32 protein-coding genes are annotated in these 21,172 nt (G+C 40.7%); 10 read left to right on the forward strand and 22 right to left on the reverse strand.

The genetic code is table 11. The annotated features are described in order from the left end of the window. Positions 1-295: 295 nt before the first annotated feature. From G3255_RS20415 to G3255_RS13380, 3 genes are read right to left on the reverse strand one after another with little or no spacing between them, the layout of a single operon-like run. On the reverse strand, positions 296-535 hold the full coding sequence (locus G3255_RS20415) for a sigma factor-like helix-turn-helix DNA-binding protein (protein WP_442757093.1): 240 nt from the start codon (positions 533-535) through the stop codon (positions 296-298). A gap of 41 nt (positions 536-576) precedes the next feature. Next, positions 577-1,626 carry an anti sigma factor C-terminal domain-containing protein gene (locus G3255_RS13375; protein WP_211654924.1) on the reverse strand — a complete coding sequence of 350 codons (1,050 nt, stop codon included), beginning with the start codon at positions 1,624-1,626 and terminating at the stop codon, positions 577-579. Continuing rightward, positions 1,604-2,128 (reverse strand): RNA polymerase sigma factor, encoded by a 525-nt coding sequence (locus G3255_RS13380; RefSeq protein WP_211654925.1) that lies wholly within the window; start codon positions 2,126-2,128, stop codon positions 1,604-1,606. Before G3255_RS13380 ends, G3255_RS13375 begins: the two co-directional genes overlap by 23 nt. A 455-nt stretch (positions 2,129-2,583) precedes the next feature. On the opposite strand from G3255_RS13380, the gene G3255_RS13385 reads away from it, so the two are divergent. After that, positions 2,584-2,823, forward strand: a complete 240-nt coding sequence (locus tag G3255_RS13385) for a hypothetical protein (RefSeq protein WP_211654926.1) — start codon at positions 2,584-2,586, stop codon at positions 2,821-2,823. Positions 2,824-3,069: 246 nt separating this feature from the next. Here the strand turns inward: G3255_RS13385 and G3255_RS13390 are convergent, their stop codons facing one another. The 4 genes from G3255_RS13390 to G3255_RS13405 form a co-directional block, all read right to left on the reverse strand. After that, the gene (locus G3255_RS13390) at positions 3,070-3,315 is read right to left on the reverse strand and encodes a hypothetical protein (RefSeq protein WP_211654927.1); all 246 of its coding nucleotides are present in this window, start codon (positions 3,313-3,315) and stop codon (positions 3,070-3,072) included. Between the two features lie 199 nt (positions 3,316-3,514). Beyond that, entirely contained in the window at positions 3,515-3,724 is a 210-nt protein-coding gene (locus tag G3255_RS13395) for a hypothetical protein (RefSeq protein WP_211654928.1), read from the reverse strand. 166 nt (positions 3,725-3,890) lie between these two features. After that, entirely contained in the window at positions 3,891-4,535 is a 645-nt protein-coding gene (locus tag G3255_RS13400) for a hypothetical protein (RefSeq protein WP_211654929.1), read from the reverse strand. 327 nt (positions 4,536-4,862) lie between these two features. After that, positions 4,863-5,165, reverse strand: a complete 303-nt coding sequence (locus tag G3255_RS13405; RefSeq protein WP_211654930.1) for a hypothetical protein — start codon at positions 5,163-5,165, stop codon at positions 4,863-4,865. Positions 5,166-5,610: 445 nt separating this feature from the next. On the opposite strand from G3255_RS13405, the gene G3255_RS13410 reads away from it, so the two are divergent. Both G3255_RS13410 and G3255_RS13415 read left to right on the forward strand, forming a co-directional pair. Continuing rightward, a complete protein-coding gene (locus G3255_RS13410) occupies positions 5,611-6,135 on the forward strand; it encodes an RNA polymerase sigma factor (protein WP_211654931.1) in 525 nt (174 codons plus the stop codon). After that, positions 6,122-6,925 carry a hypothetical protein gene (locus G3255_RS13415; protein WP_211654932.1) on the forward strand — a complete coding sequence of 268 codons (804 nt, stop codon included), beginning with the start codon at positions 6,122-6,124 and terminating at the stop codon, positions 6,923-6,925. Before G3255_RS13410 ends, G3255_RS13415 begins: the two co-directional genes overlap by 14 nt. A gap of 333 nt (positions 6,926-7,258) precedes the next feature. Here the strand turns inward: G3255_RS13415 and G3255_RS13420 are convergent, their stop codons facing one another. From G3255_RS13420 to G3255_RS13455, 8 genes are all read right to left on the reverse strand, one after another. Further along, the gene (locus G3255_RS13420) at positions 7,259-7,426 is read right to left on the reverse strand and encodes a hypothetical protein (protein WP_211654933.1); all 168 of its coding nucleotides are present in this window, start codon (positions 7,424-7,426) and stop codon (positions 7,259-7,261) included. 307 nt (positions 7,427-7,733) lie between these two features. Next, the gene (locus tag G3255_RS13425) at positions 7,734-8,477 is read right to left on the reverse strand and encodes a HEAT repeat domain-containing protein (protein ID WP_211654934.1); all 744 of its coding nucleotides are present in this window, start codon (positions 8,475-8,477) and stop codon (positions 7,734-7,736) included. 152 nt (positions 8,478-8,629) lie between these two features. Beyond that, positions 8,630-8,800, reverse strand: a complete 171-nt coding sequence (locus G3255_RS13430; protein ID WP_211654935.1) for a hypothetical protein — start codon at positions 8,798-8,800, stop codon at positions 8,630-8,632. 239 nt (positions 8,801-9,039) lie between these two features. Continuing rightward, on the reverse strand, positions 9,040-9,516 hold the full coding sequence (locus G3255_RS13435; RefSeq protein ID WP_211654936.1) for a hypothetical protein: 477 nt from the start codon (positions 9,514-9,516) through the stop codon (positions 9,040-9,042). Between the two features lie 134 nt (positions 9,517-9,650). After that, positions 9,651-10,322 carry a hypothetical protein gene (locus G3255_RS13440; RefSeq protein WP_211654937.1) on the reverse strand — a complete coding sequence of 224 codons (672 nt, stop codon included), beginning with the start codon at positions 10,320-10,322 and terminating at the stop codon, positions 9,651-9,653. Positions 10,323-10,364: 42 nt separating this feature from the next. Then, complete coding sequence (locus G3255_RS13445) at positions 10,365-10,883, reverse strand: GNAT family N-acetyltransferase (protein WP_211654938.1); 519 nt, start codon at positions 10,881-10,883, stop codon at positions 10,365-10,367. 4 nt (positions 10,884-10,887) lie between these two features. After that, positions 10,888-11,379, reverse strand: coding sequence for a hypothetical protein (locus G3255_RS13450; protein ID WP_211654939.1), 492 nt, complete (start codon positions 11,377-11,379; stop codon positions 10,888-10,890). 76 nt (positions 11,380-11,455) lie between these two features. Continuing rightward, positions 11,456-11,743: a hypothetical protein gene (locus tag G3255_RS13455; RefSeq protein WP_211654940.1), complete on the reverse strand. Its 288-nt coding sequence runs from the start codon at positions 11,741-11,743 to the stop codon at positions 11,456-11,458. 112 nt (positions 11,744-11,855) lie between these two features. Here G3255_RS13455 and G3255_RS13460 point away from each other — a divergent pair, with 112 nt between their 5' ends. Further along, on the forward strand, positions 11,856-12,461 hold the full coding sequence (locus tag G3255_RS13460; RefSeq protein ID WP_211654941.1) for a hypothetical protein: 606 nt from the start codon (positions 11,856-11,858) through the stop codon (positions 12,459-12,461). A 79-nt stretch (positions 12,462-12,540) separates the two neighbouring features. On the opposite strand, the gene G3255_RS13465 is transcribed toward G3255_RS13460, so the two are convergent. The 3 genes from G3255_RS13465 to G3255_RS13475 all read right to left on the reverse strand — a co-directional run bounded on the left by G3255_RS13465 (position 12,541) and on the right by G3255_RS13475 (position 14,491). Further along, positions 12,541-13,491, reverse strand: a complete 951-nt coding sequence (locus tag G3255_RS13465; protein WP_211654942.1) for a ribose-phosphate diphosphokinase — start codon at positions 13,489-13,491, stop codon at positions 12,541-12,543. Next, on the reverse strand, positions 13,400-13,954 hold the full coding sequence (locus G3255_RS13470) for a hypothetical protein (RefSeq protein WP_211654943.1): 555 nt from the start codon (positions 13,952-13,954) through the stop codon (positions 13,400-13,402). Before G3255_RS13470 ends, G3255_RS13465 begins: the two co-directional genes overlap by 92 nt. Before the next feature lie 69 nt (positions 13,955-14,023). Then, entirely contained in the window at positions 14,024-14,491 is a 468-nt protein-coding gene (locus G3255_RS13475) for a hypothetical protein (protein ID WP_211654944.1), read from the reverse strand. Positions 14,492-14,655: 164 nt separating this feature from the next. Here G3255_RS13475 and G3255_RS13480 point away from each other — a divergent pair, with 164 nt between their 5' ends. Genes G3255_RS13480 through G3255_RS13490 form a run of 3 tightly spaced genes read left to right on the forward strand, consistent with a single transcriptional unit; the run spans position 14,656 to position 17,523 of the window. After that, positions 14,656-14,979 carry a hypothetical protein gene (locus G3255_RS13480; protein WP_211654945.1) on the forward strand — a complete coding sequence of 108 codons (324 nt, stop codon included), beginning with the start codon at positions 14,656-14,658 and terminating at the stop codon, positions 14,977-14,979. Positions 14,980-15,017: 38 nt separating this feature from the next. Further along, positions 15,018-16,994 carry an ABC transporter permease family protein gene (locus G3255_RS13485; RefSeq protein WP_211654946.1) on the forward strand — a complete coding sequence of 659 codons (1,977 nt, stop codon included), beginning with the start codon at positions 15,018-15,020 and terminating at the stop codon, positions 16,992-16,994. A 31-nt stretch (positions 16,995-17,025) separates the two neighbouring features. Continuing rightward, the gene (locus G3255_RS13490) at positions 17,026-17,523 is read left to right on the forward strand and encodes a hypothetical protein (protein ID WP_211654947.1); all 498 of its coding nucleotides are present in this window, start codon (positions 17,026-17,028) and stop codon (positions 17,521-17,523) included. 210 nt (positions 17,524-17,733) lie between these two features. Here the strand turns inward: G3255_RS13490 and G3255_RS13495 are convergent, their stop codons facing one another. From G3255_RS13495 to G3255_RS13510, 4 genes are all read right to left on the reverse strand, one after another. Next, the gene (locus G3255_RS13495) at positions 17,734-17,949 is read right to left on the reverse strand and encodes a hypothetical protein (RefSeq protein ID WP_211654948.1); all 216 of its coding nucleotides are present in this window, start codon (positions 17,947-17,949) and stop codon (positions 17,734-17,736) included. A 106-nt stretch (positions 17,950-18,055) separates the two neighbouring features. Beyond that, complete coding sequence (locus G3255_RS13500; RefSeq protein ID WP_211654949.1) at positions 18,056-18,403, reverse strand: hypothetical protein; 348 nt, start codon at positions 18,401-18,403, stop codon at positions 18,056-18,058. Between the two features lie 25 nt (positions 18,404-18,428). Next, positions 18,429-18,914 carry a DUF4306 domain-containing protein gene (locus G3255_RS13505; protein WP_211654950.1) on the reverse strand — a complete coding sequence of 162 codons (486 nt, stop codon included), beginning with the start codon at positions 18,912-18,914 and terminating at the stop codon, positions 18,429-18,431. Positions 18,915-18,956: 42 nt separating this feature from the next. Next, the gene (locus G3255_RS13510; protein ID WP_249222125.1) at positions 18,957-19,223 is read right to left on the reverse strand and encodes a hypothetical protein; all 267 of its coding nucleotides are present in this window, start codon (positions 19,221-19,223) and stop codon (positions 18,957-18,959) included. Positions 19,224-19,507: 284 nt separating this feature from the next. On the opposite strand from G3255_RS13510, the gene G3255_RS13515 reads away from it, so the two are divergent. The 3 genes from G3255_RS13515 to G3255_RS13525 are packed head-to-tail and all read left to right on the forward strand — an operon-like array spanning position 19,508 to position 21,102. Next, positions 19,508-19,933, forward strand: a complete 426-nt coding sequence (locus G3255_RS13515) for a DMT family transporter (protein ID WP_211654951.1) — start codon at positions 19,508-19,510, stop codon at positions 19,931-19,933. 12 nt (positions 19,934-19,945) lie between these two features. Further along, entirely contained in the window at positions 19,946-20,608 is a 663-nt protein-coding gene (locus tag G3255_RS13520; protein WP_211654952.1) for a Crp/Fnr family transcriptional regulator, read from the forward strand. Positions 20,609-20,619: 11 nt separating this feature from the next. After that, entirely contained in the window at positions 20,620-21,102 is a 483-nt protein-coding gene (locus tag G3255_RS13525; RefSeq protein WP_211655896.1) for a DMT family transporter, read from the forward strand. The last annotated feature ends 70 nt before the right edge of the window (positions 21,103-21,172 follow it).

A 21,172-nucleotide genomic window follows, 5' to 3' on the forward strand; every position in this document is an offset into this window, starting at 1 on the left:
GCTCATCGCCAGCACCTTCTCAATTTTAGTTTTATGAACTTCTATAGATCATTAAAAACCAGCAGATTATAAGCGAGTATTCGTTACTATACTCTTTAGAATCTAGTTTATCGGTTTACGGTGTATACCAAAATAGAGTAGAAACAAATGGAATGACCACTGCCCACAATAGTACAAATGAATTCCCATACTTATATTCCTTAAAGATAAAAGCAAAAACAGCTTCTCACTTTCCAAATCGGCTGGAAAAGGGAAAAGACTTCTATAAAAGTCTTCTCTCTATCGTTACCTTCTCTTACGTGACGTCCCATCTCTTTAAAGTAGAAACGATCCGATTTTCCACTGAGTATTTGAACAACCCCAAGTGCACAGCGATTTCTTCGTGCGAGTACCCTTGAATCAACTTCATAACTAAAATATCCCGATCTAACATTTCTAATTCGCTCAACAGTTTTAAAAGTTCGAACCTATTCCTCCTTGCCAGTAGCTTCTCTTCAATATCCAGCGTGCCGCTTGTTTGTATACTCGTTCTCATTTCAAGCTGCACCTACCCTTCCTGAAGGATTAAATAGAAGCTTACTGATAAGGATCCACAGTAACTCCTAAAGCAGACGTGCGAACGAATTCCAGGTCTTGCAAAGACTGTAGACTTTTAATATCTCCTGTTACCACTGCCCCGATTACTTGAACATGGTCTGCCGTTAAACGGGGGGCCTCCCCTTTCAACAAATCATGAATACGTTTGTATTCGCCATAATATTTTCCACTTTCAAACCCTAGACCCATTTGAATCTTTTCAATGAACAATTCTTCACTCTTTAGTTGGCTTTCCTCAACTTCCTCCTCTTCAAGTTTTAGTTCGATGTTCTCAAACCCATACACCTGATCGCCGAGTTCAGGTAGGCTTACACTATTCTTTTCCTCTACGATACTTGGATGATGGTTCAGCCAGTTCAGGTCTTCCGAAGAATAAGTATCTACCCAATACCATTTCAAAGTTACGCCTTCTGGCATGCTTTCATTAACCTCCGACGGTGCATAGCCTTTGTCGAAAGACAAGGCAACTTCGGCTACGGTTTGTTCTGGATAACGTTCCAGTTCACTTAATCCATCTGCCAAATTGCTGTATTCCACCTCGGGATGATAGAAATTGAGCATTCGCTGTTTGGTATCACGATCATATGCCTTCAGTTGACCATCTTTTTCAACTTGAATTGGAGAGTGGTCCCCTGCAAATCGGCTGACACCGCCAAATAAACTGTAGGACATGACATCCTCGCTCCAATCTACTGGAATTCCTTCGATCACCTTGTACCGTTCAAATCGGATGATGCCCTCAAAAAGCCCATTCCCTTCATGCTGCATCCCCATCTCCTCGACATTGGGATCCGTTATTTGACTAAACATTTCTATATCCCGCATGGCTTTTCCCTCCTGCCATCTCATAAGTGAAAGCCAGCTAATCCCCAAAACAATTATGAATAAAACCAGAACGATAGAAGAAATAGCCGCTGTGCGAAGAAGCGTTTTTCTTCGCGCCTTGCCAATAATCTTAGTGAATGAATCATTCGATGAAGTTGAGTCGAAAAGCTGATTTAACTCTTTATCTTTTTTGTTCTCGGTCATGCCGATCAAGCTCCTTTTCATATAATTCTTTGAAAGCCTTTCTGGCTCGGAATAAATAGGTCTTTAAAGTTCCGTTATTCAAATTCAAGAGGGCCGCGATGTCAGCGTAACTTAATTCCATCTCATACTTTAATAGCAGTAGCTGCTTATGGAGGGGAGGGAGTTGATTCAGAACGAATTCAATTTCTTGTCTCATCTCGCCCTGCCGGACAAAATCTTCGGGCAAAAAGGATTCGTCCACAAACTCAAGGTTTTCAAAAGAAGTATGTATTTCCTTTTTTTGTTTCCGGCACAAATCATAATAATGATTGATAGCTACCTTGAAGAGCCAACTGTATGCTTTAGTGGAATCAATCGAATCAATGTAGAGCAACAATTTATACAAGGCTTCCTGAACAATATCTTCAGCATCCCCTGTACTCGCTCCAATTTTTATCAAGTATTTAAAAATGATGTCTGTCTTTTCGTTTAATGCCTGATACAATTCTTCCTGCGAATTCAACTAGTCCCCTCCCTTCATCTATAAGACCTTTCAGCCTTTAAAAAGTTAACACAAAAAAGGAAAGTTTTTGAAATGCATTTTTTGAAAATTTTCTTGTAATGATTACTTGTATAGACAAATGAAAAAGAAGCACCGACCTACTCGGCACTTCTTTATATTTCTATTTTGCTATTCACAGATCACCTGTGGTTTCTGACGAATCTTGATAGGTAATCTCATATTCTTTTGAAACTTCATCTTTAAAATTTTATCGATTAGTATTTTGAACGTGTCAATTTTTCCAACAATATTGGTTTCGTTGGGTTCTCTAATGAGGCCATTAAAATGCGAGTTCTGAATGTAACTTACTTAGTATTAAGTCCCATTCACATCTTAATAGAATAAATGGTATTTTACTGGTAAATGAATGATATACTTACTTGAGAGCGACCGTAGACAAAAAAAGAGGTGCTAAATTGAATAAGAAAAATTACCAGATCTTATCATCACTTTGCTTAGTAGTTGCCGTCATAGTCTGGATCCCAAATGTTGTTTTTAAAATTGCTAGCACTTTTTGGCTGGCAACTTTCGTATTAGGAATTATCGGTACCGTATTTGCTGCTTTGGGCAGAAACTATTTGCTAATGATTGGAAATATCATCATGTTCTTTAGCTTTTTTATACTTATGGCAATTGGATATCATATGAATTCATAGTTGTAATAAAAAGCACTCGCAAAATTGGTACCATTTTGCGAGTATTTTTTATTATTACGATATCGTGAAAGTAGTAAGTATATATTTGATGAATTTCCAGGAAATCTCCTTTTCTACATAAGGTTTTGAATGTAACTTAACTGCTGTTAACTTACATTCATTTCCCGCTTAAGAATGAAAGAAGCACCTATCGTCATTAATGTATCGACGATAAGTGCTCGGAATACGGAATTTACTTAAAGAAATTTAAGAAGTTTGTTGTTTATTTTTCTTTTGAATCCAGTTAATTAAATACAATACTAATACAATAACCGCAGTGATAACTAAAGAATAACCAACTGTTTTTAAAAAATAGTCGGAATCGCTCAATAGTGCTGGTGAACTCATTCCATTAACATCAGTGGTATTTATTATTCGATCTCCTAGCCAAAAGAATAGGATAAATGTGATTAAAAAAGCACCCGCTGCAACTTTCCACACTTTATCTCTCATTGTAAAACTCCTAACAACATAGACGTATATCCAAATTGTACCATATTAGAAAAATAGATAAATAGCTAATCGATTTCAAGCAAATTAACAAAAGAACTGCCCTTTTATATGGAGCTCTTTTTCCTTTATAAACAACAAACTGAATGTAACTTAATTCAAAATAAGTTACATTCGAGAAAACGTTGTTAAAAATTTTGTTTTATATTTTCTTTGATTCTTTAAACCCTTTGACGACGATATAAATTCCTATTACGAAAAAAACCAAAAACGATATTATTGTTACGTAAGCTGCAGCGAATCCACTTGAAACAATCATTCCGTAGATTCTTCCAAGAAACCAAGATAAAAGCGGTCCTATTAAAAACATCGTAGCCAAACCCCAGTTAACTAACTTTGGTTGGGTTTCCATGTATTCCTCTCCTTTTTATTTAATTCCCGTTCAGTCTAAATGTAAATTAACTGCACTTTCGTTTTATTCAGAGACGTAAGATTCTGACTCATCGGTTTTCTCAAATAATCTGGAATTTTAGCGATGTCGAGGTTATAAATAACGCCAGTACACATGAAATAATTTTTTAAAATTCCCGGCTCCACTCTTTATCTTCCAAAATCTCACCTGTTTCAGCAACATAGGACACAATAAGCTGACCATGTTGCAAAATGTCTTCATCCGTTAAGTAAGAAATGAAATCAGTGAAACGTTCCTCATCGCTCTCCATTCTTTTCCTCGGTATATCCAGTCGGACTGTGGGTTCGAGATTATAATTTTTGAAACTTCCAGGGTTGAGCGGATCGATATTTAATGCAGCTCCTATCTCATCGTCAATATATACATAAACTACAGCCGACTCTCCAAAAGCTTGACGCACGTATGGGCTCATTTCCTCTTCAAGTTCATCTGACCATTTATCAGAAACATATGTATCCACTAACTGTTCTGTCTCAGCGTCCGGATACACTAGAAATTCGATATTGCTTCGAATTTCTCGCACCTTAGCTGCGTACTCAAATTCGAAATTCCCCATATTGTCATATAACGTATCGTAGAGCTCAAAATCATCATTGAAGTTTGCTTCTAGGTATCGCCCTGCTTCTTGCCGTATCTTTTCTTCACTATCAGGATCCGGTTTCATGCTTAGGTTAAATAATATGACGAGCACCACCATACCTAGAAAAACGACGCCTAAAATCCCTAGAATAATTTTCACGGTTTTTCTCAATTCAGCCCCTCCTTCCTTTTACTTTTGAAATTTAGACTGTCATCTTTGTTTGAAGTTCTTCATCTTTCTCTATTATTTTTTCACTTTAACATATATATCCAGCAGAAAGAATTTACACATTATAGTTACCAGCCCACTCTGTTCGTAAAATACAGTTTTTCAAACATAAAGAAAGAGAAAAAGCGTTTAGCTTCTTCCCTTTCGATAATCACATAATATGTAAACTGATTAACTCTCTTAGAAAATTGACTTTATTAAATTTTGTATCGATATTGCAGGCAATAAGGAACTCCACTTTCCTGGAAGTTCTTCTTATTTAAGTCAGGCTTATTTAACCTCAGTCTTTGTTCGCTTAGTTATCACTAACTTTGTATAAACAAGGATAAATAGCAAAGTTAATAAGCCAAGAAGAACCATCCCCCCACCCCAAAATAAAGAGATAGCTATCCCTTCCCACTTTCCTACGTACATACCCCAATAATAAATTCCTGCTCCTACAAGGAGAAATATATATCCAATTAAATATCTTCTTTTTTTCAAAACACTCCAAACTATCCCAATACAAGCAACAATTAAAACAATAATTGGGCCGTACACAATTAAGCTATCTATCATTCCAGAACTCATCATAACCACGCCTCCTCTTTGTTAAGTACAAATTTTGCTTTGCATCGATCATCTCTATTTATCTGTCTCGCAACCAAAAACAATAATCTTATAGTTATCTCGAATCTGATTACCCTTTCATTTTGAATCTCTATGTTGGCTATTTCTATTAAATTCACTTAATGAAAAAGTTTTCTGACTACTATAACTTTAACATAATTTACCTTATCGCTACTTCCTATATGTAATAGTATGAATTATAATCATTCAAAAAAATATGTCTATTTAGAAAAAAAGAAGAAACTCATTCTAGATTTTCTTCACTTCCGATAAGGGGTCACATGTAAACATATTCTTCTTGTATACTTTTCTTATACGCGAGGCAAATGAAAAATATTCCAAAAAACAAGACTTTTGTTTTTTAATTACGTCTAACAAGTAGAAACCATAAATTAGGGGGCGAGATTCCTTGACTAGCGAGAGAAAAAGCGAAATCACTGAGTGGTATCAGCAGCATGGTGATTCGATATTCAGGTATATATTGCTCATGGTCCGCGACCATCAACAAGCGGAGGATTTAACACAAGAGACGTTTATTAAAGCATTCCAGCATTTTGAGAGCTTTGAACGAAAGGCAAATCCGAAAACCTGGCTGTTTCGCATTGCCCACAATCTCACCATTGATTTTATTCGAAAGCAAAAGCCCTTGGAACTATTAAAGGAACTGGTATTAATTGGAAAAAGCACAAGCACTTTTCCTGAAGGAATAGTGGAGATCAGAGAGAACTCTACAGAGCTTTATCACGCATTGAGTCAGCTAAAAGGCCCGTATCGCGAAGTTATTATTTTGAGGAAAATAAGGGAGTTTAGTATACAAGAAACCGGAGAAATTTTAAATTGGACCGAAAGCAAAGTGAAAAACACCCTTTCCCGAGCCCTTTCCGCATTGGAAAAACAGTTAAATAAGGAGGGAATTATCCATGAAAAAAACTGATGGTATCCATACCTCATTAGATAATCAGTTGAAACAATTGGATCAGGATATCATTTGGAACCAGCAACACAAAGCAAAGCTGCACTCCCAGATTTTATCGAACTTGGGTAAACAGGAATCCAAAACTCGGTTTTTCAATGGCTTTAAATTCACCTCTAGTTTAGTGCTGTGCTCGATCCTTTTAGTAGCCGGGGTTCTGTTCCTTTCACAAAATATCCTTCAAGAAGAGAGTGGTTTGTCGACAGGAAAAGGAAATAACACAGATGAAGAACCTGCTTTGGTAGGAAGCGAAGAGGTAGATACAGAAAAAAGCAAAGAAACCATTCAAGCTGTCATTGAAGAAGAATTCAACGGACCAGATGAGATGTATAAAGAAGTATGGGAAGCTGCTATGGAAGCCCAAAACAATGCGACAACTCAAGAAGAGTTTGATGCCTTACAGCAAACTCCGGTATGGCAAAATTACATGAACTACATGGCCGAGACCTATGCTGCTTATTTCACAGAAAATGGCTATGACAATTTTTTAAATGGCACACCTGCTTTTATGTACAGTGGTTTTGATGGCGAATATGACCTGACAGCGTCGGAGATTAAGATCACCCAGAACGAAAACAATCCGAAAATGTATCAATTTACTTTCCAAGTGGACTACAAAAAAGCAAACGGAGAAGTCCATCCGTATTCTTTCGAAGGTGAAGCCATTACTTCTAAAGAAGGAAAAATTGAGAAGCTACAATTTCTGGATAAAGATGACTTGCTTACAGAAATGAATGAAGAAATTTATTGACGCTGCCTTTAGGTAGCGTTTTTCTGTGTAGTTGTATTCAACTGACCTTAAACCTTCTCAATGCGTTCGTAAAATTTACTTACACCTCCCAAAAATGGGGGAAGCTTATTTAGCTTCTTCCTTACCGATAATAGATGATATGTAAACTAAATATTAGAAAAGCATTCCCTTTCTTCTCATTTACAAAAGGTATTTTACGCTCTCGTCTACGTTTTATAAAAACATTAATTAGTAAAAAGGTTAACGGTATTATTGAGACTCTTTAATTTATTTTTTGTCTCTAAAATAAAACCTGGATCGCTCTTAGTAGAGCAATCCAGGTTTTATTGATTTTTATGTATTGCCTTTCTTTTTATCCATTTTTAAAAATATAAAGTAGATCATATAAGCAACTAAAACTGCAATCATTAATAAAACAGGTGGAGTTTCTCGGTCGCTGAAAAGACTATAAATCAGAAAAGCAAAAATTAGAAGACTTAAAACATAAAGTACTTTACTCATATATACTCCTCTTCTAAAAGTTATGGAATATCCATATGATACCATACTGAAATTTCGAACTATACCCCACTCAACAAGTTTGCAAGACTCATATTCAATCGAAGTTTTAATTACAAAGCATCGAAACTTAATAACGATCTATTCCTATAAAGAGGAAAAACTTTATTTGAAGCTCCTTCTCTTGATGGGTCTTAAAATGTAAAATATACACTTCACGATTCCGTCTCTAAAACCTTACAGAATAGTCTTTTGATCTGAATGTAACTTAATTGCTAATAAGTTACATTCAAATGTTTACATAATCATTTCATAGTAAATCATTTGAGGAATTAAGTTCCTCTAGTGCGCTTTGCAAAGTGAAACGGGCGGCAATTGTCGTTTCCCTTATGAGTGCAGCATTTAGCGTTTTTATAATCAGCTTTTCATTTTCTTTATCGACCAAGTCCAAAACGCAATTAGCAACCGAACAACGCACTTGATAGGATGGGTCTTTCAAAAGATTCAAAAGAGATATCAGGCGGAATTCAGCACCCAAAAGATAGAGACCAACATAGAAACCGACTTTCGCCGTGTTGCTTGTTTCGTTCTGAAGAAAGGCTTCCAGTACAGGGACTGCTGATGCATCTCCAAGTTTGCCTAGCCCTTCTGCGGCCTCCCTACGGACTATTTCTTCCACATCGGTTAAGGCATCGATCAGATGCTGTTTCCCTCCGTTATCTCGCATCTCACCTAAGGCTTCCACCGCTGAAATACGTACGAGTTCATCGTCATCTTTCAATCGATTGACCACGGCGTTTAAAACAGCGTCTCCCGTATAACCCCACAGTGCTTCGAGCGTTTTAAACCGAATTTCTTCATCCGGATTGGCGATTAGGGGCAGCAGGGTGTTTTTGATTTTTTCGCTGATCGGTAATGTTCCCAGAGCTTCGATGGCCACCCACATAACGTGAGGATCTTCGTCTTCTAAAAAGGTGGCAATGTTCTCAATGGCATCCGGACCAGCCTGCTCGAGAAATCCCTCGATAATCATTATTTTTTGTTCGGATTTCATAACGGAACATTCCACCTCTTTCGATGTTCTCTTACAAAATTTCGGCCAAAGAGATTAACCTTTTGTCTGAATGTGAATGTAACTTAATTCACAATAAGTTACATTCACCTCTCTAAGAACAAGACTCTAAAGCCTTTACTAATTTAGCGTAACTAGTGATCATCATTAACTGGTTTCTCTGTATTTTGCTTTCGAACTTGGTATCCTACTACAATCCCCAGGATCAAATAAATTAATCCAGTAGTATCCCAATCATTTGTAAAGAAACTAATTACAAACCAAGCTGCCAGTGCCCCTAATATTGCTAAAAATAAACCTTTCATTTCATCGCCCCATTCGAATATTCCATCTCTTTTATTATTTTTAAATTTAATGTGAATTTTATTCAAATATTCGGAATTTTTATTTCTAGAAATAAAAAACTTTAGAAAAATGAATGTAACTTAAATGCACTTAAGTTACATTCATTTCTACTATTCTCAAAGTTTGAAACCTATGTATATAAGCGTAAAAAGATCCTTTGATTGATGATCTTTTGCATTTCCTTAATTTTACAATTAAACTATTGTTCTACTTCGTAATCATCGAGTAACGCAAAGTAAATTAAATACATGATTACAAAAGAGATAAATGATCCAACTAAGGATAAGTCAATTCTTGAGAAAAAATTATCGAGTAATATTTTAAATAGATACGCAGCAATAACTGCTTGGATTCCATAATTTAAAAGCATATTACCTCTTGATATAGCTACTTTCTTCTTCTTTTTATAAATTATTATTTTAGATACTAAATCTAAAATAAGTGTAATAACGTACATGACGAAAATTAAAAAAGTGAAATACGTTATATTTCCCATGAAACTATCGCCAGTGGTGACATTAATTAAATTTAATTCCTCCAACACCTCATATAAACCGTAGATGCCAAAAAAGGGCAACCCTACAAAGCCTGCTGTTATAAGTAAAATTACAACTACAACAGTAGTTACAGCTAGTATCCCTATCTTATCCCTGTTTTTACTTTTGAACTTTAACAAAAAATTCCTCCTGGTTTTCTAGATGCAGCTTTGTATCTCTTCCAAATTCACTTCCAAAATCTTCGAGTGTCTTTTCTAGGAGTGACGGTTCGCTTTCTTGCTCCCGGGAGGAGGATTCTAACGCTTCTACCTCGTTATCCTCCGACAATGGTGCAATCAATTGTTTCTGCTACGTCCATACTGCTGTTGGCATAACAATTGTTCCAGCACACCTGGGTATAGTTATGGTCGAATACCACTCCGTTTGAATCGGCAGATGACATCTTCGTAATTATAGGCATTGCCATATCTGCGTAGTTTGGAAGCTGTCCGGCGTTTTGCTCTGGTGTTTCTTCGATTACGATATTCCCTATATATTGAGCTTCATTGTCTCGATCAATAAATTCCACTGCTAATACATAATTCCCTTCGGTTTGCGGAAAATGAAATTCTCTCGAATCGTTTAGTTCAAGCTCCGTTTCTTCTCCATCTTTCCATAAGGCCGCCGTGATTGTCGGATCTGTCCAAATGTCCCCGCCGTTCTCTTCATTCTCCTTGAAATCCAAAGAAGCTGGCTGGTTTGGAGAGACTATAGTGGCCTCTTGTGATAAGCCGACTTCTTCAATGTCATTTATCGTTTCCGTTACTTCTCCACTCGACGAACTCCAACTGATATTTGCTTCTGTTAATTGCATAGGTTCGCCTCGCAAACTATCATCTGCCAGTAAATATGCTCTTGGAACACCTACATCATAATCTTCGGCGATGCAACCTATCAGTATAAGAATCATTAACAAGGCTGAAATTCGTAACACCAGTTTTTTCATATCAAGACACTCCCACTGAATGACGACGTTGAACTATGTCGTTCAATTGTGCTTTACTATCATACTGATATCTGCCCATTCATAGGCCAGTTCGGGTATTTGTTTGCCGGCGATCGTTATGTGTTTTTCATCGATGACTGTCCCGCCTAAATTTTTGTAAAAGCCGCTGGATTGATTCTCCTTGAGCACCCAAACTAGCATGGACTGAATGTCACGCCCCAGCAGTTCCTTGCTTATTGCCTGCATCAACAGTTTACCGACACCTTGCCCTTGGTAAGCTTTCAGGATATAGATGGAATACACTTCTCCGCCTATGTCCGGGTAGTCGCCGGAGCGCTCCTTGCCGCCGTCTGCAAAGCCGATGACTTCTCCGGCTTTGTTTTCTGCTACGAACGCTGTAGCATGCTGCAGGTTGCGCTCCCATTGCTTCTCTCTTTCTTCGTATTTCAGCCCATCCAAATATTCATCTGGGACAATATTGCGGTACGTGGTAATCCAACTGTCTACATGGACTTTTGCAATTCCTCGTGCGTCCGAAACTCTCGCTCTTCTAATCATCATCCACTCACCCTTTCGGCGTAAACTTCATCACGGCGTTGAACAGGTCGGAAGTCGATTCCTGGAATCCCCGCTCCTCGCTTTTGAAGCTGTCGAGTAAAGTATAGCCGAAGACGAGACCGGCGATTGTTTGTGCTGTGGTGCTGCTAAAAAGAAGCATGTCAATTTGAACATAGACTTCATCAGAAAAAGTCAGGTTTTCGATAGGCAATAAAGGCAAAATAGATAAAGCTAATACGATGAATGCCGGCACGCCGACCGCCAAGAACTTGCTCCAATCGAATCCGCCAATCCGGCTTTCTTTTCTCTCCAACATAAACTTTGGCGTGCGCAATAATAAGCCGATGATGATTGGAAAAATAACTATGTAAATCCAAAGAGGCCTTGGCTCAAATTCTGAAGCTGCCTTTTCACTCAATAGTTGTTGAAGCTGCAATCCCGCATACACAATAAATGCAATCGCGATGCTCCAGATAAAATAATAGAAAAATCGTTTCATTGCCTTTCTCCCCCTTAAATTGATTGATGAGTATATATACTGTTAAAAACGAAAAAACGTTTCGTTTTATTTATAGTCAGATGAATGCCAGCATGAAAATAAAGATGACGGAAATCGGAAAAATAATGAAAAGCCAATTCAAAGCCTGTAAAATCCATATACCGGATGGTTTCGGACCTTCCGTCTTTTGAATATAGAGAAATGAAATGAGTCCGAAAACCGTCGTCATTAATTGCATGCCGCCGCCATAATTCGGAGGCGAGGCGTCTACTAACTCTTCCAGCAGAAAAGAAAATAGCACGAGGTTGATGGCGAGCAATACAAGTGGAATCGCTAAACGAAATTGTTTCAGTATGTTCTTCATTTGATCCTCCTTAATAAAGCGATATTCAGAACCTTCTATCTCTTTAATTCCATAATTTAACTTTAACAGTTTTCTTCCAGAATCGATATACTTCTTATAGAGGTGGTTACTGATGAACCCTATTTATATATGCACAGAAGATTTCATTCCAAAAGATGAATATCCTATATTTAATTCTGACTCATATCTTACGAAGCTATATGTATCTCCGGTTAATGATGAACATTACGATATCGAGACGCAGCAGATTTTAATTCATTTCCTTATTGCCCAGAACAGATTTCCTGTTCATTTAACCATTGAACTATTCTCAGGAGTATCCGATGAACTCAAGAGCAGTTTTCAGAAACAAGGAATTAGCCATTCAATAATAAATGAACAGAATCATAAAAGTACTGCTGTGTTTCGAGCCATTCTAGAGAATCCGATCGCCCTCAGCTTTGCGCTAGCGAAAACTTTTTGGATTGCTTGTGCCAACCAGTTCTATGCTGTTTCCTATCCCGATAGCTTGAGCTATACTACGGTGCAATTGACAGGTTGGTTCGGCAGAAAAAAACAATTACCGCGCCCACACTTTAACATGCAAAATCCTTCTTCGTTAATCGTCATTTGGCATGATGGACAAGGATTCAATCTTTATACTTGTGAAGAAAAGTACTCAACACCGGGAAATCTTGCCGGCGACTTCCCATCAGATACACCGATTGAGTTTGGATAAGCTGACTCAAACAAAAACGAACCCCAACTGCGCGCCGTCTTTCTGGCACTCATTTGGGGTTCGCTGCATTTTTCTATTGTCATCCTTCAAACAAAGGACTGACTGGTTTTTCGTTGTGCACGTGCTCGATTGCTTCTGCGAGCAATGGCGCGATCGAGAGAATGGTGATTTTCGGGATGCGTTTTTCTTTCGGCACGTGAATCGTGTTAGTGACCACAAGTTCCGTCAACGCGGAGTCTTGGATGCGTTGAATGGAGTCGCCAGACAATACGGCATGCGTACAGCAAGCGTAGACTGCTTTCGCGCCATTTTCCACGAGCAGGTTCGCTGCATCGGAAATGGTCTTCGCGGTATCGACGATGTCGACGATGATGACGGCGTTTTTGCCTTTGATGTCGCCGACGATGTTCATCGTCTCGGCTTCGCCTGGCATTTTACGCTTATCGATAAAGCCAATCGGGACGTCCAAGCGATCCGCGAGTCTGCGCGCTCTGGTCAATCCGCCATTGTCTGGTGCTACGACGATGGCATCTTCGAGATTTTTATCGATGAAATGCTGGGACAGTTCGGTGATGCCCAGCAATTGGTCAACCGGGATGTTGAAGAAGCCTTGTACTTGCGGTGCGTGGAAATCCATCGTGATGACGTGATCCACTCCCGCTTTTACCAGCATGTTCGCCACGAGTTTCGCGGTGATCGGTTCACGTGAACTTGCTTTGCGGTCTTGGCGTGCGTATCCGTAATACGGAATGACCGCTGTGATGGAATCAGCCGACGCCCGCTTCAAAGCGTCGATCATGATCAATAATTCCATGACGTGCTCGTGTCCAGGCTGTGATGTCGATTGAACGACGTAAACTTCCGCCCCTCGCACGCTTTCTTCGATATGGATTTGGATTTCCCCATCGCTAAAATGGGTGATGGAGTTCTTGCCCAGCTCACAGCCGAGATGGTCCGCAATCTCCTGCGCCAGTTCCTGATTTGAATTCAATGAAAATAGCTTGAAGTTGTCTCTTAATTGATAAGCCACCGTTCAACTCCCCTTTCAGCAAATTATAGATTCTTAAATTGATAGCTGACTGTTTCCCATGAAAATTTCTGATCATGCGGCTTGTATCAGTTGATTTCATGATAGCTCTTTCTGGGTGCAAATGCCACCAAAGATGGCGAATCGTGCCCTTGTTCAAAGGCTTAGTAAAAAATCTGCCACAATATCGAGATTCCAAATTAAAAGGATCAATCCGATTAAAGAAGTTGCCATCAGCAAGCTGATCAAACGAAAAGCGGCGAGTTGCAATCTTTCCGAGAAAAATTTCTCGCTGCACCAAAACAGGAAGCTGAACAAGAACCCTAGAACGAAAAAAGGCCCATCTCCATACGAAAACACTTCTTCCAACTCTTGTTTCTCTCCATTTTTTATCGGTTTGATGGCTATGTATATATTTTGAATTGCGATGCCGCCCAGTAAGGTTGTCAGTATATAAACGGCCCATTGCGGCAAGTTCAGTCCCCCTTGTTTATCCAAATTGATGGCACATATTTTGACGGCTTTGATATTCTGTTCAACTTTCGATCAGTATAGCTGCCAACCCCTGTTCAATTCTCTCCAAAATGTCTACATATCCGATTGTTAAAAGTAGAAAAGGGACAAAGAAAACCAAAGCAATACTCAAGATTCTTAGCGTCTTGCTTATTTTCAAAAAGTCGAGGCGCTTGTGCTCGAGCAAGAAGAATATGCTCATGGGGATGAGTACCGAAAACAGCGTTAAGAAGCTTTGCAGCGTGCGAATATTGGCTTGCAACAAGCTCATTCGCAGCCAATCACTTGTTTCATACTCCTCAACATTTACGGTCACCGAACTTTTCTCCAAACTCCCTTGTGTAATTACTATCCTTTCGCTCTCCTCTTCATAACTGAACGCTCCTGGAAAGATATTCAGGTAAGCAATCAAATAGAAAGAAACACCGATCAATAAGAAGTACGCCAGTAATGTAACAGTGTCTTTTTTTCTCGAATTGTGTTGAGCCATGTGCCCTCCTATTGTTTCTGATTAGTAACCTATAATCCAATTTTGAAGATTGATTTATTGTGCAGTGCTTGAATATTCTGCTTGTTTGAAACCATTTACCCGTTATACCGTACAGTATGTTAAAGGAATTAACATTTTTTTCAAAAACCCAACTGGAGGTCCTTATGAAAAACATACTCACCGTCTTAATTACCATGCTTGTACTCGTACTTGGCAATTGGCTTGTAAGCTTTTTTACGCCACTCGGATTTTTGGACATCGCCATCCCGTTCGCTGGGCTCGCGGTCGTCATCGTATTCTTTTTCAAGTCGAAAGGCGGGATGGCCAGCCGTCATTTGGATATGTCGATTCAAGGATCGACTGGCATCCGGATGGAACAGAGCACTCCTGTCTCCGATCGCTCCTATATTTTGATCGGCTCGATTTTGTATTTGGTGCTGATGGTCGGGGTTACGTTTTTCGCCTATCGTGACTATTTCTTTAATTAAGTGCGAAGCGACCATCATTTTGTTTAAGGGGGGCGAATATGAAAAGTTTATGGACGATTTTAACAAAATTTATCTTTGGTGTGATTGGCATTATTTTAATCAGTGCTGCTCCAGCTTTATTCAACGGGACTTCTTTTTTGAATTTCCGTTCTTATGGAGAGGCTTTGCAAATGATCTTCACCGGGTTTACGACTGCTTCCGAATGGACCTTGAGCTACCGCGTTCCGGGTTCTCTTGAGACGATTCCGGTGTCCTTTGAGAAGTTTTTAAGCGGGCCTTATGTGTATTCGATGTCGATTTTCCTCATGGCACTGGCGTTAGCTTTCGTTTCAGCCTTTATTCTTTCCTTTGCCGTGTTGTTGTCGAAAGGCGCCTTGAAGCGCTCAATGTTGGAAATCATTAAGCTCCTTCAGTCTTTCCCTGACTTCGCCTACATATTCTTGATTCAAATTGGCGTCATCGCTATTTTTCAACGGACCGGGTTTTTGCTTCTTAGCTTTTACAGCTTGGGCGGCGAGGAGATTTACTTGGCGCCCGTCGTCTGTTTATCGGTCGTGCCTGCGGTATTATTTTTGAAGCTGTTCATTTTATTGTACGAAGAAGAACAGCGATACCCTTACGTGGAACTTGCACGTTCCAAAGGGCTGAGCCGTTTTGAGGTCTTGTGGAAGCATTGCACGTCCAATGTATTGAAAAGCGCATTCTATCAATCCAAATCGATTGTGTGGCTGGCGCTTTCTGCGTTATTGATCATTGAGCATTTATTCGGGGTGGAAGGCATCCTGTACTATTTGCGCAATGATTTCAGCCCGAAAGGCATTGCGTTCATCCTCTTGACAGTGTTCATCCCATTCTTCATTTTCTATGCCGTAGTGGAGTTGTGGCTTGGGAAATACGAGATTGAGCGAAATGCGGTGTTTGCCAAATTCAATTTACGCCTTTTCGACTTGAACGAAATCCGGGCTGGTTTCCGTTTGCTGTTCGCCAATCGACGGTCCACTTCGACGCGCTTGGCAACTCTCAAAAACCCGCGCATCTTGATTCCTTCAGTTATCGTGCTCGGTTTGTTCACAACGAGTGTCCTTTATGCTGTGTTCACCGGTGATGCCATCGCGCAAACGAATTATGTATACGACGAAGAGGGCAGCATTGAAAGCAGCGCGCCGCATTCACCGTCCGCTGAAAGCCTATTCGGCACCGATCCATACGGCTATTCCATCGCCCAGCAATTATTGGTCGGCATGAAATACACCATTGTCTTGAGTTTATTGATAGCCGGTTTGCGCATCGTTTTCGGCTATTTGTTCGGCGTGGTGTATACCTTTTTCTTTACCGACAAGCTGCGGCATTTCGTCAATTCAATCGCAGATGGCATGCATTTCTTGCCGCTGACTTTGGTGACTTATATTTTATTGCTGCCGGTCCTCATCAGTTACGGCCAATGGGATCTGAGTTTGACGGAGCGCTTAATTTTCCAAGTGTTGATCATGTCACTCGTCGTTTTGCCAATCACGACAAGCGCCATCGGGAATGAAATGAACGACACCTTGAAGAAAGAGTATGTCATCAGTTCGGTCTTGATGGGCGGGTCGATGAGTTGGATCCTCTCGAAGCACATCCAGCCGGAGCTATGGCCGAAACTCGTGTTGATGTGGGTGCAGCACATCATTCAAGTGCTGCAGATGTTCGTCCACCTTGGCATTTTGAATATCTTCGTCGGCGGCGCTCTTGCCCAAGCCGATTCGACGCGGCTCGTTCCGGAAATTTACGAACTATCGGGCATGATCGCCATTTCCCGGGAAGTTTTCTCCACCAATCAATTCTGGATGATCCTCCCTCCCTTGGCTGTGTTCATGATTTTGATCTATTGCTTTATCACAATCGCTGAAGGGCTTACGCAGAAACGATTGCCTGTTGTGCAGCCAGAAGTTGAAGACGTGCGTGACACGGCAAAGAGCTCAGACCCAAAGCCATCTTTTGTACGAATCCGCTATGCGGAAGTCAATAAAGAATGACCGGCTTACCTCATCGATAAAGGAGAATTGGATGCTATTTACAAAATGGACTCTCTACCAAGCGGCCGCTGTGGCAGGTCTGATTGCACTCGCTGTTGTGGCCGAATTTTATTCACTTGATATCGGGAACGCGCTTACGTCCGGTGCCATCAGTTCGATGCTGATCGTACTGACCTTCATCTTGCTGAGTACGAGCTTGATTCATTTGTTTTTCATCTTTCACAGCAAAAAAAGCGAACGTTTCCTGTCGCATCCTTTGTGGAACAAGATGAACGTGCTGTCGGGCTTGTTGCTCGCGGTTTCTGTCGTACTGTTTATAGCCGCTTCACTGATCACCTCGGTGAATGAATGGCTCACAAATTATCGCTGGAATTTATACGGGATCGTTTATTTCTTCTTGTTCCTCTATAGCCTATTCGTACTGTCAGTCGTTCACAAAGTGAAGCAAGACAGCGCGAAAGAAACGAAAATCGAAATCTCGTTCGGCGCTACTGTCGTAAGCCTATGCGTATTGCTTTTTCTTCTTTAATATCAAAAACAGCCTCCGCTCGAGACCATTCTATGGCTCGAACTGAAGGCTGTTTTATTTGGTTGTTATTTTGTATTAGCGAGGCATATATTCTTGTCACCGATTCTTGAAGCTCACTCACAACTCGAGTTTTGACTGAATAATTACTCATACCAAAGGCTTCTGACACGAGTTGGTGTAAGAGGCCTTTTAGCAAATATGGAATCCCATTTATTTGTCTTTTTTAAAATAGTCAATTGCTAATAATGCAATAGCTACTAGTGCAGTAATTATGCTCAACAAATAAAGCGATTGAGTTTGAGGCGTGAGAATACTTTGCCCATAACTTCCGGTAATTGACCTGAGAACGGCTGAAGCAATATAGGCAGCGGAAAACATAATTGCGGCAGAAATAAAAAGCCCAGTTGAGACAATGACGTATTTCATTTGATACTCCCTTTACCACTAGTTTTTCTACACGGCTGCAAAGAAGATTACACCTACTTAATACCTCTAGTTCGAGCCCACAAGAGAATTCGAACCGGAGGCTGCTTTATCTGATTGAATACAATTTTTTGGGGCCTTGCCGTTTTGGCATAATTCCAAGTTCAGCAACGAACATCATCAATAAGCAATAGAACGCAGTCAGGCTAGCGGCATTGGCTGTGCTAGCGGGTTGAGGAAATGAATAATTGTAGACAGCCAAATTGACGATCAATGCCAGGACAAATCCTACGTATGACAAGGTAAGTATGTGATTTCCAACGATTATTCGTTTATCGTTTGTCGAATCCCATGGCACCGACTTCGCGACGACAAGAGATTCTTTGATTTGCCCAAATGCTCCGTAGGCAAACGCTGCGATGATGAGAATCGGAACGAGATCGATTAACCATTCCATTTGAACACCTCCAAATTAAGAATCCTTAGTTCGTCCGTTGGGCTGCGCGGCGCATCCATTTTTGATTGTTGCTGTACAGGATGAGCACGAGCGTCAAGAGACCTGATAGCCCGAAGAAACCAGAGAATAAAGTTAGCCCGATCGTCGGTGAATTGAGCAACATCGCGCTCATCAAGAGCAAACCTACCGCCATTAGCGACAGGAAAATGATGTGCGTGGTCTTGCGGTTTCTCAATAGCCAAGCTGATAGCTGAAAGACGATGAACAAGAGTGATGCTGCCATCAATAATGGGAACAGCGGCTCGAATTTTGCCGCGTAGACGAAATGGTCGATCGCCAAAATATCATCCGCCTCGTTCACTGGCCCATTCAGCCATGTGGAAAAAACCGCCGAGTATTTCCACTCCCACGAAATATCGCGCAATTGCCCGCCTTCATACCAACTGGCAAGTGTCGAAAAGATAAATACCAAAAATGCGCCGATCAGGTAAATGATGTTTTTGAATTTCATGCAATTCCCCTTTCAAACTTTTCGTTAATGGTGTTATATGTTTTACAGTTCGATGCCAATGTTTTTTAATTGCTCTTTTAAACTCCAATGTTTCGGCTGCTCTTTTTTCATAAACCACTCTGCCCCGTTTGCTAACCATTCCGTTCTGTAGGTTTCAAATGTATAGCCTTGGTCTAAATCATCGTAGCCTGGTTGGAAAGCACAACAAGTGCAGATCAAGCTATAATCGGGAAGTCCATTTCTATAAAGTGGTCCTCGAAGACCGTCAAACCCACAAACTGAACAGACATAAAACTTCTTTTTGAACATTATTTATGCCCTCACCTTTTCGCTATCCTTTTGCAAATCAAGCAATTTTCTTACCTGTATTACTAAGATTTATTTTCTTTAATATACTAAGTCTCAGCTGGAATATCTACATAATTATGGAAATAAATAAAGTTTATATAAAAACTACGCTTGTTTTATCTCAGTCCACTCTGTATTTAACATTGAGCTTTTAGAATTTGTAAATCTCCATCAATAGGGACATATGTCCTTCCGTGTGTTTGAAATGCCGATTATCCTTATATTAACGAAAGGCGGCGAACTAGATGAAAGGAATTCTATTTGCGCTGGCGGGCGGGTTTTTCCTGACCTTCCAGAGCGTGGCGAATGCGACGATCAGTGACCAAATCGGAACTTGGCAAGCGGCGGCGATGACCCAGTTGACAGGCTTTGTGCTGGCGATCTTAATCGTTTTGGCATTGAAAGACACATCCATCAAACATTTGAAACAAGTCTCCCCTCTATATGCCTCAGGCGGCTTGCTCGCGGCGTTTATTTTGTTCAGCAATATGACCGCTGTCCATCGCATGGGCGTGACGCTGACGATCAGCATGTTCCTTATTGCACAGCTGATTGCGGCGATCGTCATCGATGGCAAAGGCTGGTTCGATATGGCGAAGAAGAATGTCGGAAAGACGCAAATTGCGGGCGTGTTATTGATGATTACCGGCATCCTTGTATTGAAATGGTGAGGAGGAAAAACCATGAAGGCAATTGATGAGTATCTTCAGCAGTATGAATTGGCAGATTTGTTCCCTGCTGGCGTCGTCGACTCGATGCAGATCGAACGGTATGCGGCTGGGCATAGATTGTTCTCACAAGGTGACACCGCGGACACCTTGTACTTGCTTGTAGAGGGCAAATTGAAGATTTCCATGTTGTCGCCAGAAGGCAAACGACTGATTTTGGCATTCAAAACGCCTTTTGATATCGTCGGCGATATCGAATACGTACAGAAATGCCCGTTCATCAATACGGTCGAAGCTGTAACGGATTTGGTATTGCTGAGGGTTCCGCATCGCGCATTAGATCATGAAATGAGCGACAATTTCCTATTTCAGCAATTTCTGTTGGAGACGATTACGCGCAAGTTCGTGACGAAAGCGCAGGAATTGAATTTCAATTTGCTGTATGCGGTCGATGTCCGTGTCGCGAGTTATTTGTTATCGATGACGCCGGATAAACCGAGGCTCGACTCCCCGTCGCTCGTCGATATGGCGGACTTGATCGGCACGAGCTATCGCCATTTGAACCGGGTGCTTCAAAAATTTGAGCAATCCGGCTGGATCAAACGCAACAACGGCAAGATCGATTTGCTCGACCGGGACGCTTTATTGAATCAGGCGGGCCATAATATATACGAATAGGAGGAACTCTCATAGTTCTCGGCATTATACTGGCTCTTTCAGGCGGCGTTTTTGTCTGCCTGCAAAATATATTCAATGCGAATGTGAAACAACACGTCAGCGTCTGGGCGACGACGGCACTCGTGTTATTTCTCGGTTTTTTCGGCTCGTTTATCGCAGGCTTTGCTGTTAATGGCACGAGCTTATTCCGCTTCGAGGCAGAGCCGTGGTTTTGGTTCAGCGGCGTACTCGGGGTCGGGGTAGTCGTTTGCGTCACGCAAGGCGTCCAGGCATTGGGCCCGAGCCGCGCGATCTCGATTGTTATGGTATCGCAAATTTTCTTCGGGTTGATGTGGGACACGGCGGGCTGGTTCGGGCTTGAGCAAGTTCCGTTCACCTGGCAATCGCTGCTTGGCGTTCTTTTGATCAGCGCAGGTATCTTATTGTTCCAACTGGGCCCTATATTGGAACAAAAGCCGTTTGTCCAAAAACAAAAAGCGCAGCATGAGGCTTGATTTTATAGTAAATTTTACTCTTCATTAAAAATTTGTCTGCAATTCCAACATCAGACTTCGTGCATATTTT

Source organism: Planococcus sp. MSAK28401 (assembly GCF_018283455.1).
Taxonomy (GTDB): domain Bacteria; phylum Bacillota; class Bacilli; order Bacillales_A; family Planococcaceae; genus Planococcus; species Planococcus alpniumensis.

Bases quoted from the DNA above. Each gene is read 5' to 3' on its own strand.
- G3255_RS20415 (WP_442757093.1), bottom strand. From the start codon at position 535: ATGAGAACGAGTATACAAACAAGCGGCACGCTGGATATTGAAGAGAAG.
- G3255_RS13375 (WP_211654924.1), bottom strand. From the start codon at position 1,626: ATGACCGAGAACAAAAAAGATAAAGAGTTAAATCAGCTTTTCGACTCA.
- G3255_RS13390 (WP_211654927.1), bottom strand. From the start codon at position 3,315: ATGAGAGATAAAGTGTGGAAAGTTGCAGCGGGTGCTTTTTTAATCACA.
- G3255_RS13395 (WP_211654928.1), bottom strand. From the start codon at position 3,724: ATGGAAACCCAACCAAAGTTAGTTAACTGGGGTTTGGCTACGATGTTT.
- G3255_RS13405 (WP_211654930.1), bottom strand. From the start codon at position 5,165: ATGATGAGTTCTGGAATGATAGATAGCTTAATTGTGTACGGCCCAATT.
- G3255_RS13415 (WP_211654932.1), top strand. From the start codon at position 6,122: ATGAAAAAAACTGATGGTATCCATACCTCATTAGATAATCAGTTGAAA.
- G3255_RS13420 (WP_211654933.1), bottom strand. From the start codon at position 7,426: ATGAGTAAAGTACTTTATGTTTTAAGTCTTCTAATTTTTGCTTTTCTG.
- G3255_RS13425 (WP_211654934.1), bottom strand. From the start codon at position 8,477: ATGAAATCCGAACAAAAAATAATGATTATCGAGGGATTTCTCGAGCAG.
- G3255_RS13430 (WP_211654935.1), bottom strand. From the start codon at position 8,800: ATGAAAGGTTTATTTTTAGCAATATTAGGGGCACTGGCAGCTTGGTTT.
- G3255_RS13440 (WP_211654937.1), bottom strand. From the start codon at position 10,322: ATGAAAAAACTGGTGTTACGAATTTCAGCCTTGTTAATGATTCTTATA.
- G3255_RS13445 (WP_211654938.1), bottom strand. From the start codon at position 10,883: ATGATGATTAGAAGAGCGAGAGTTTCGGACGCACGAGGAATTGCAAAA.
- G3255_RS13450 (WP_211654939.1), bottom strand. From the start codon at position 11,379: ATGAAACGATTTTTCTATTATTTTATCTGGAGCATCGCGATTGCATTT.
- G3255_RS13455 (WP_211654940.1), bottom strand. From the start codon at position 11,743: ATGAAGAACATACTGAAACAATTTCGTTTAGCGATTCCACTTGTATTG.
- G3255_RS13460 (WP_211654941.1), top strand. From the start codon at position 11,856: ATGAACCCTATTTATATATGCACAGAAGATTTCATTCCAAAAGATGAA.
- G3255_RS13470 (WP_211654943.1), bottom strand. From the start codon at position 13,954: ATGGGCCGTTTATATACTGACAACCTTACTGGGCGGCATCGCAATTCA.
- G3255_RS13475 (WP_211654944.1), bottom strand. From the start codon at position 14,491: ATGGCTCAACACAATTCGAGAAAAAAAGACACTGTTACATTACTGGCG.
- G3255_RS13480 (WP_211654945.1), top strand. From the start codon at position 14,656: ATGAAAAACATACTCACCGTCTTAATTACCATGCTTGTACTCGTACTT.
- G3255_RS13485 (WP_211654946.1), top strand. From the start codon at position 15,018: ATGAAAAGTTTATGGACGATTTTAACAAAATTTATCTTTGGTGTGATT.
- G3255_RS13490 (WP_211654947.1), top strand. From the start codon at position 17,026: ATGCTATTTACAAAATGGACTCTCTACCAAGCGGCCGCTGTGGCAGGT.
- G3255_RS13495 (WP_211654948.1), bottom strand. From the start codon at position 17,949: ATGAAATACGTCATTGTCTCAACTGGGCTTTTTATTTCTGCCGCAATT.
- G3255_RS13500 (WP_211654949.1), bottom strand. From the start codon at position 18,403: ATGGAATGGTTAATCGATCTCGTTCCGATTCTCATCATCGCAGCGTTT.
- G3255_RS13505 (WP_211654950.1), bottom strand. From the start codon at position 18,914: ATGAAATTCAAAAACATCATTTACCTGATCGGCGCATTTTTGGTATTT.
- G3255_RS13510 (WP_249222125.1), bottom strand. From the start codon at position 19,223: ATGTTCAAAAAGAAGTTTTATGTCTGTTCAGTTTGTGGGTTTGACGGT.
- G3255_RS13515 (WP_211654951.1), top strand. From the start codon at position 19,508: ATGAAAGGAATTCTATTTGCGCTGGCGGGCGGGTTTTTCCTGACCTTC.
- G3255_RS13520 (WP_211654952.1), top strand. From the start codon at position 19,946: ATGAAGGCAATTGATGAGTATCTTCAGCAGTATGAATTGGCAGATTTG.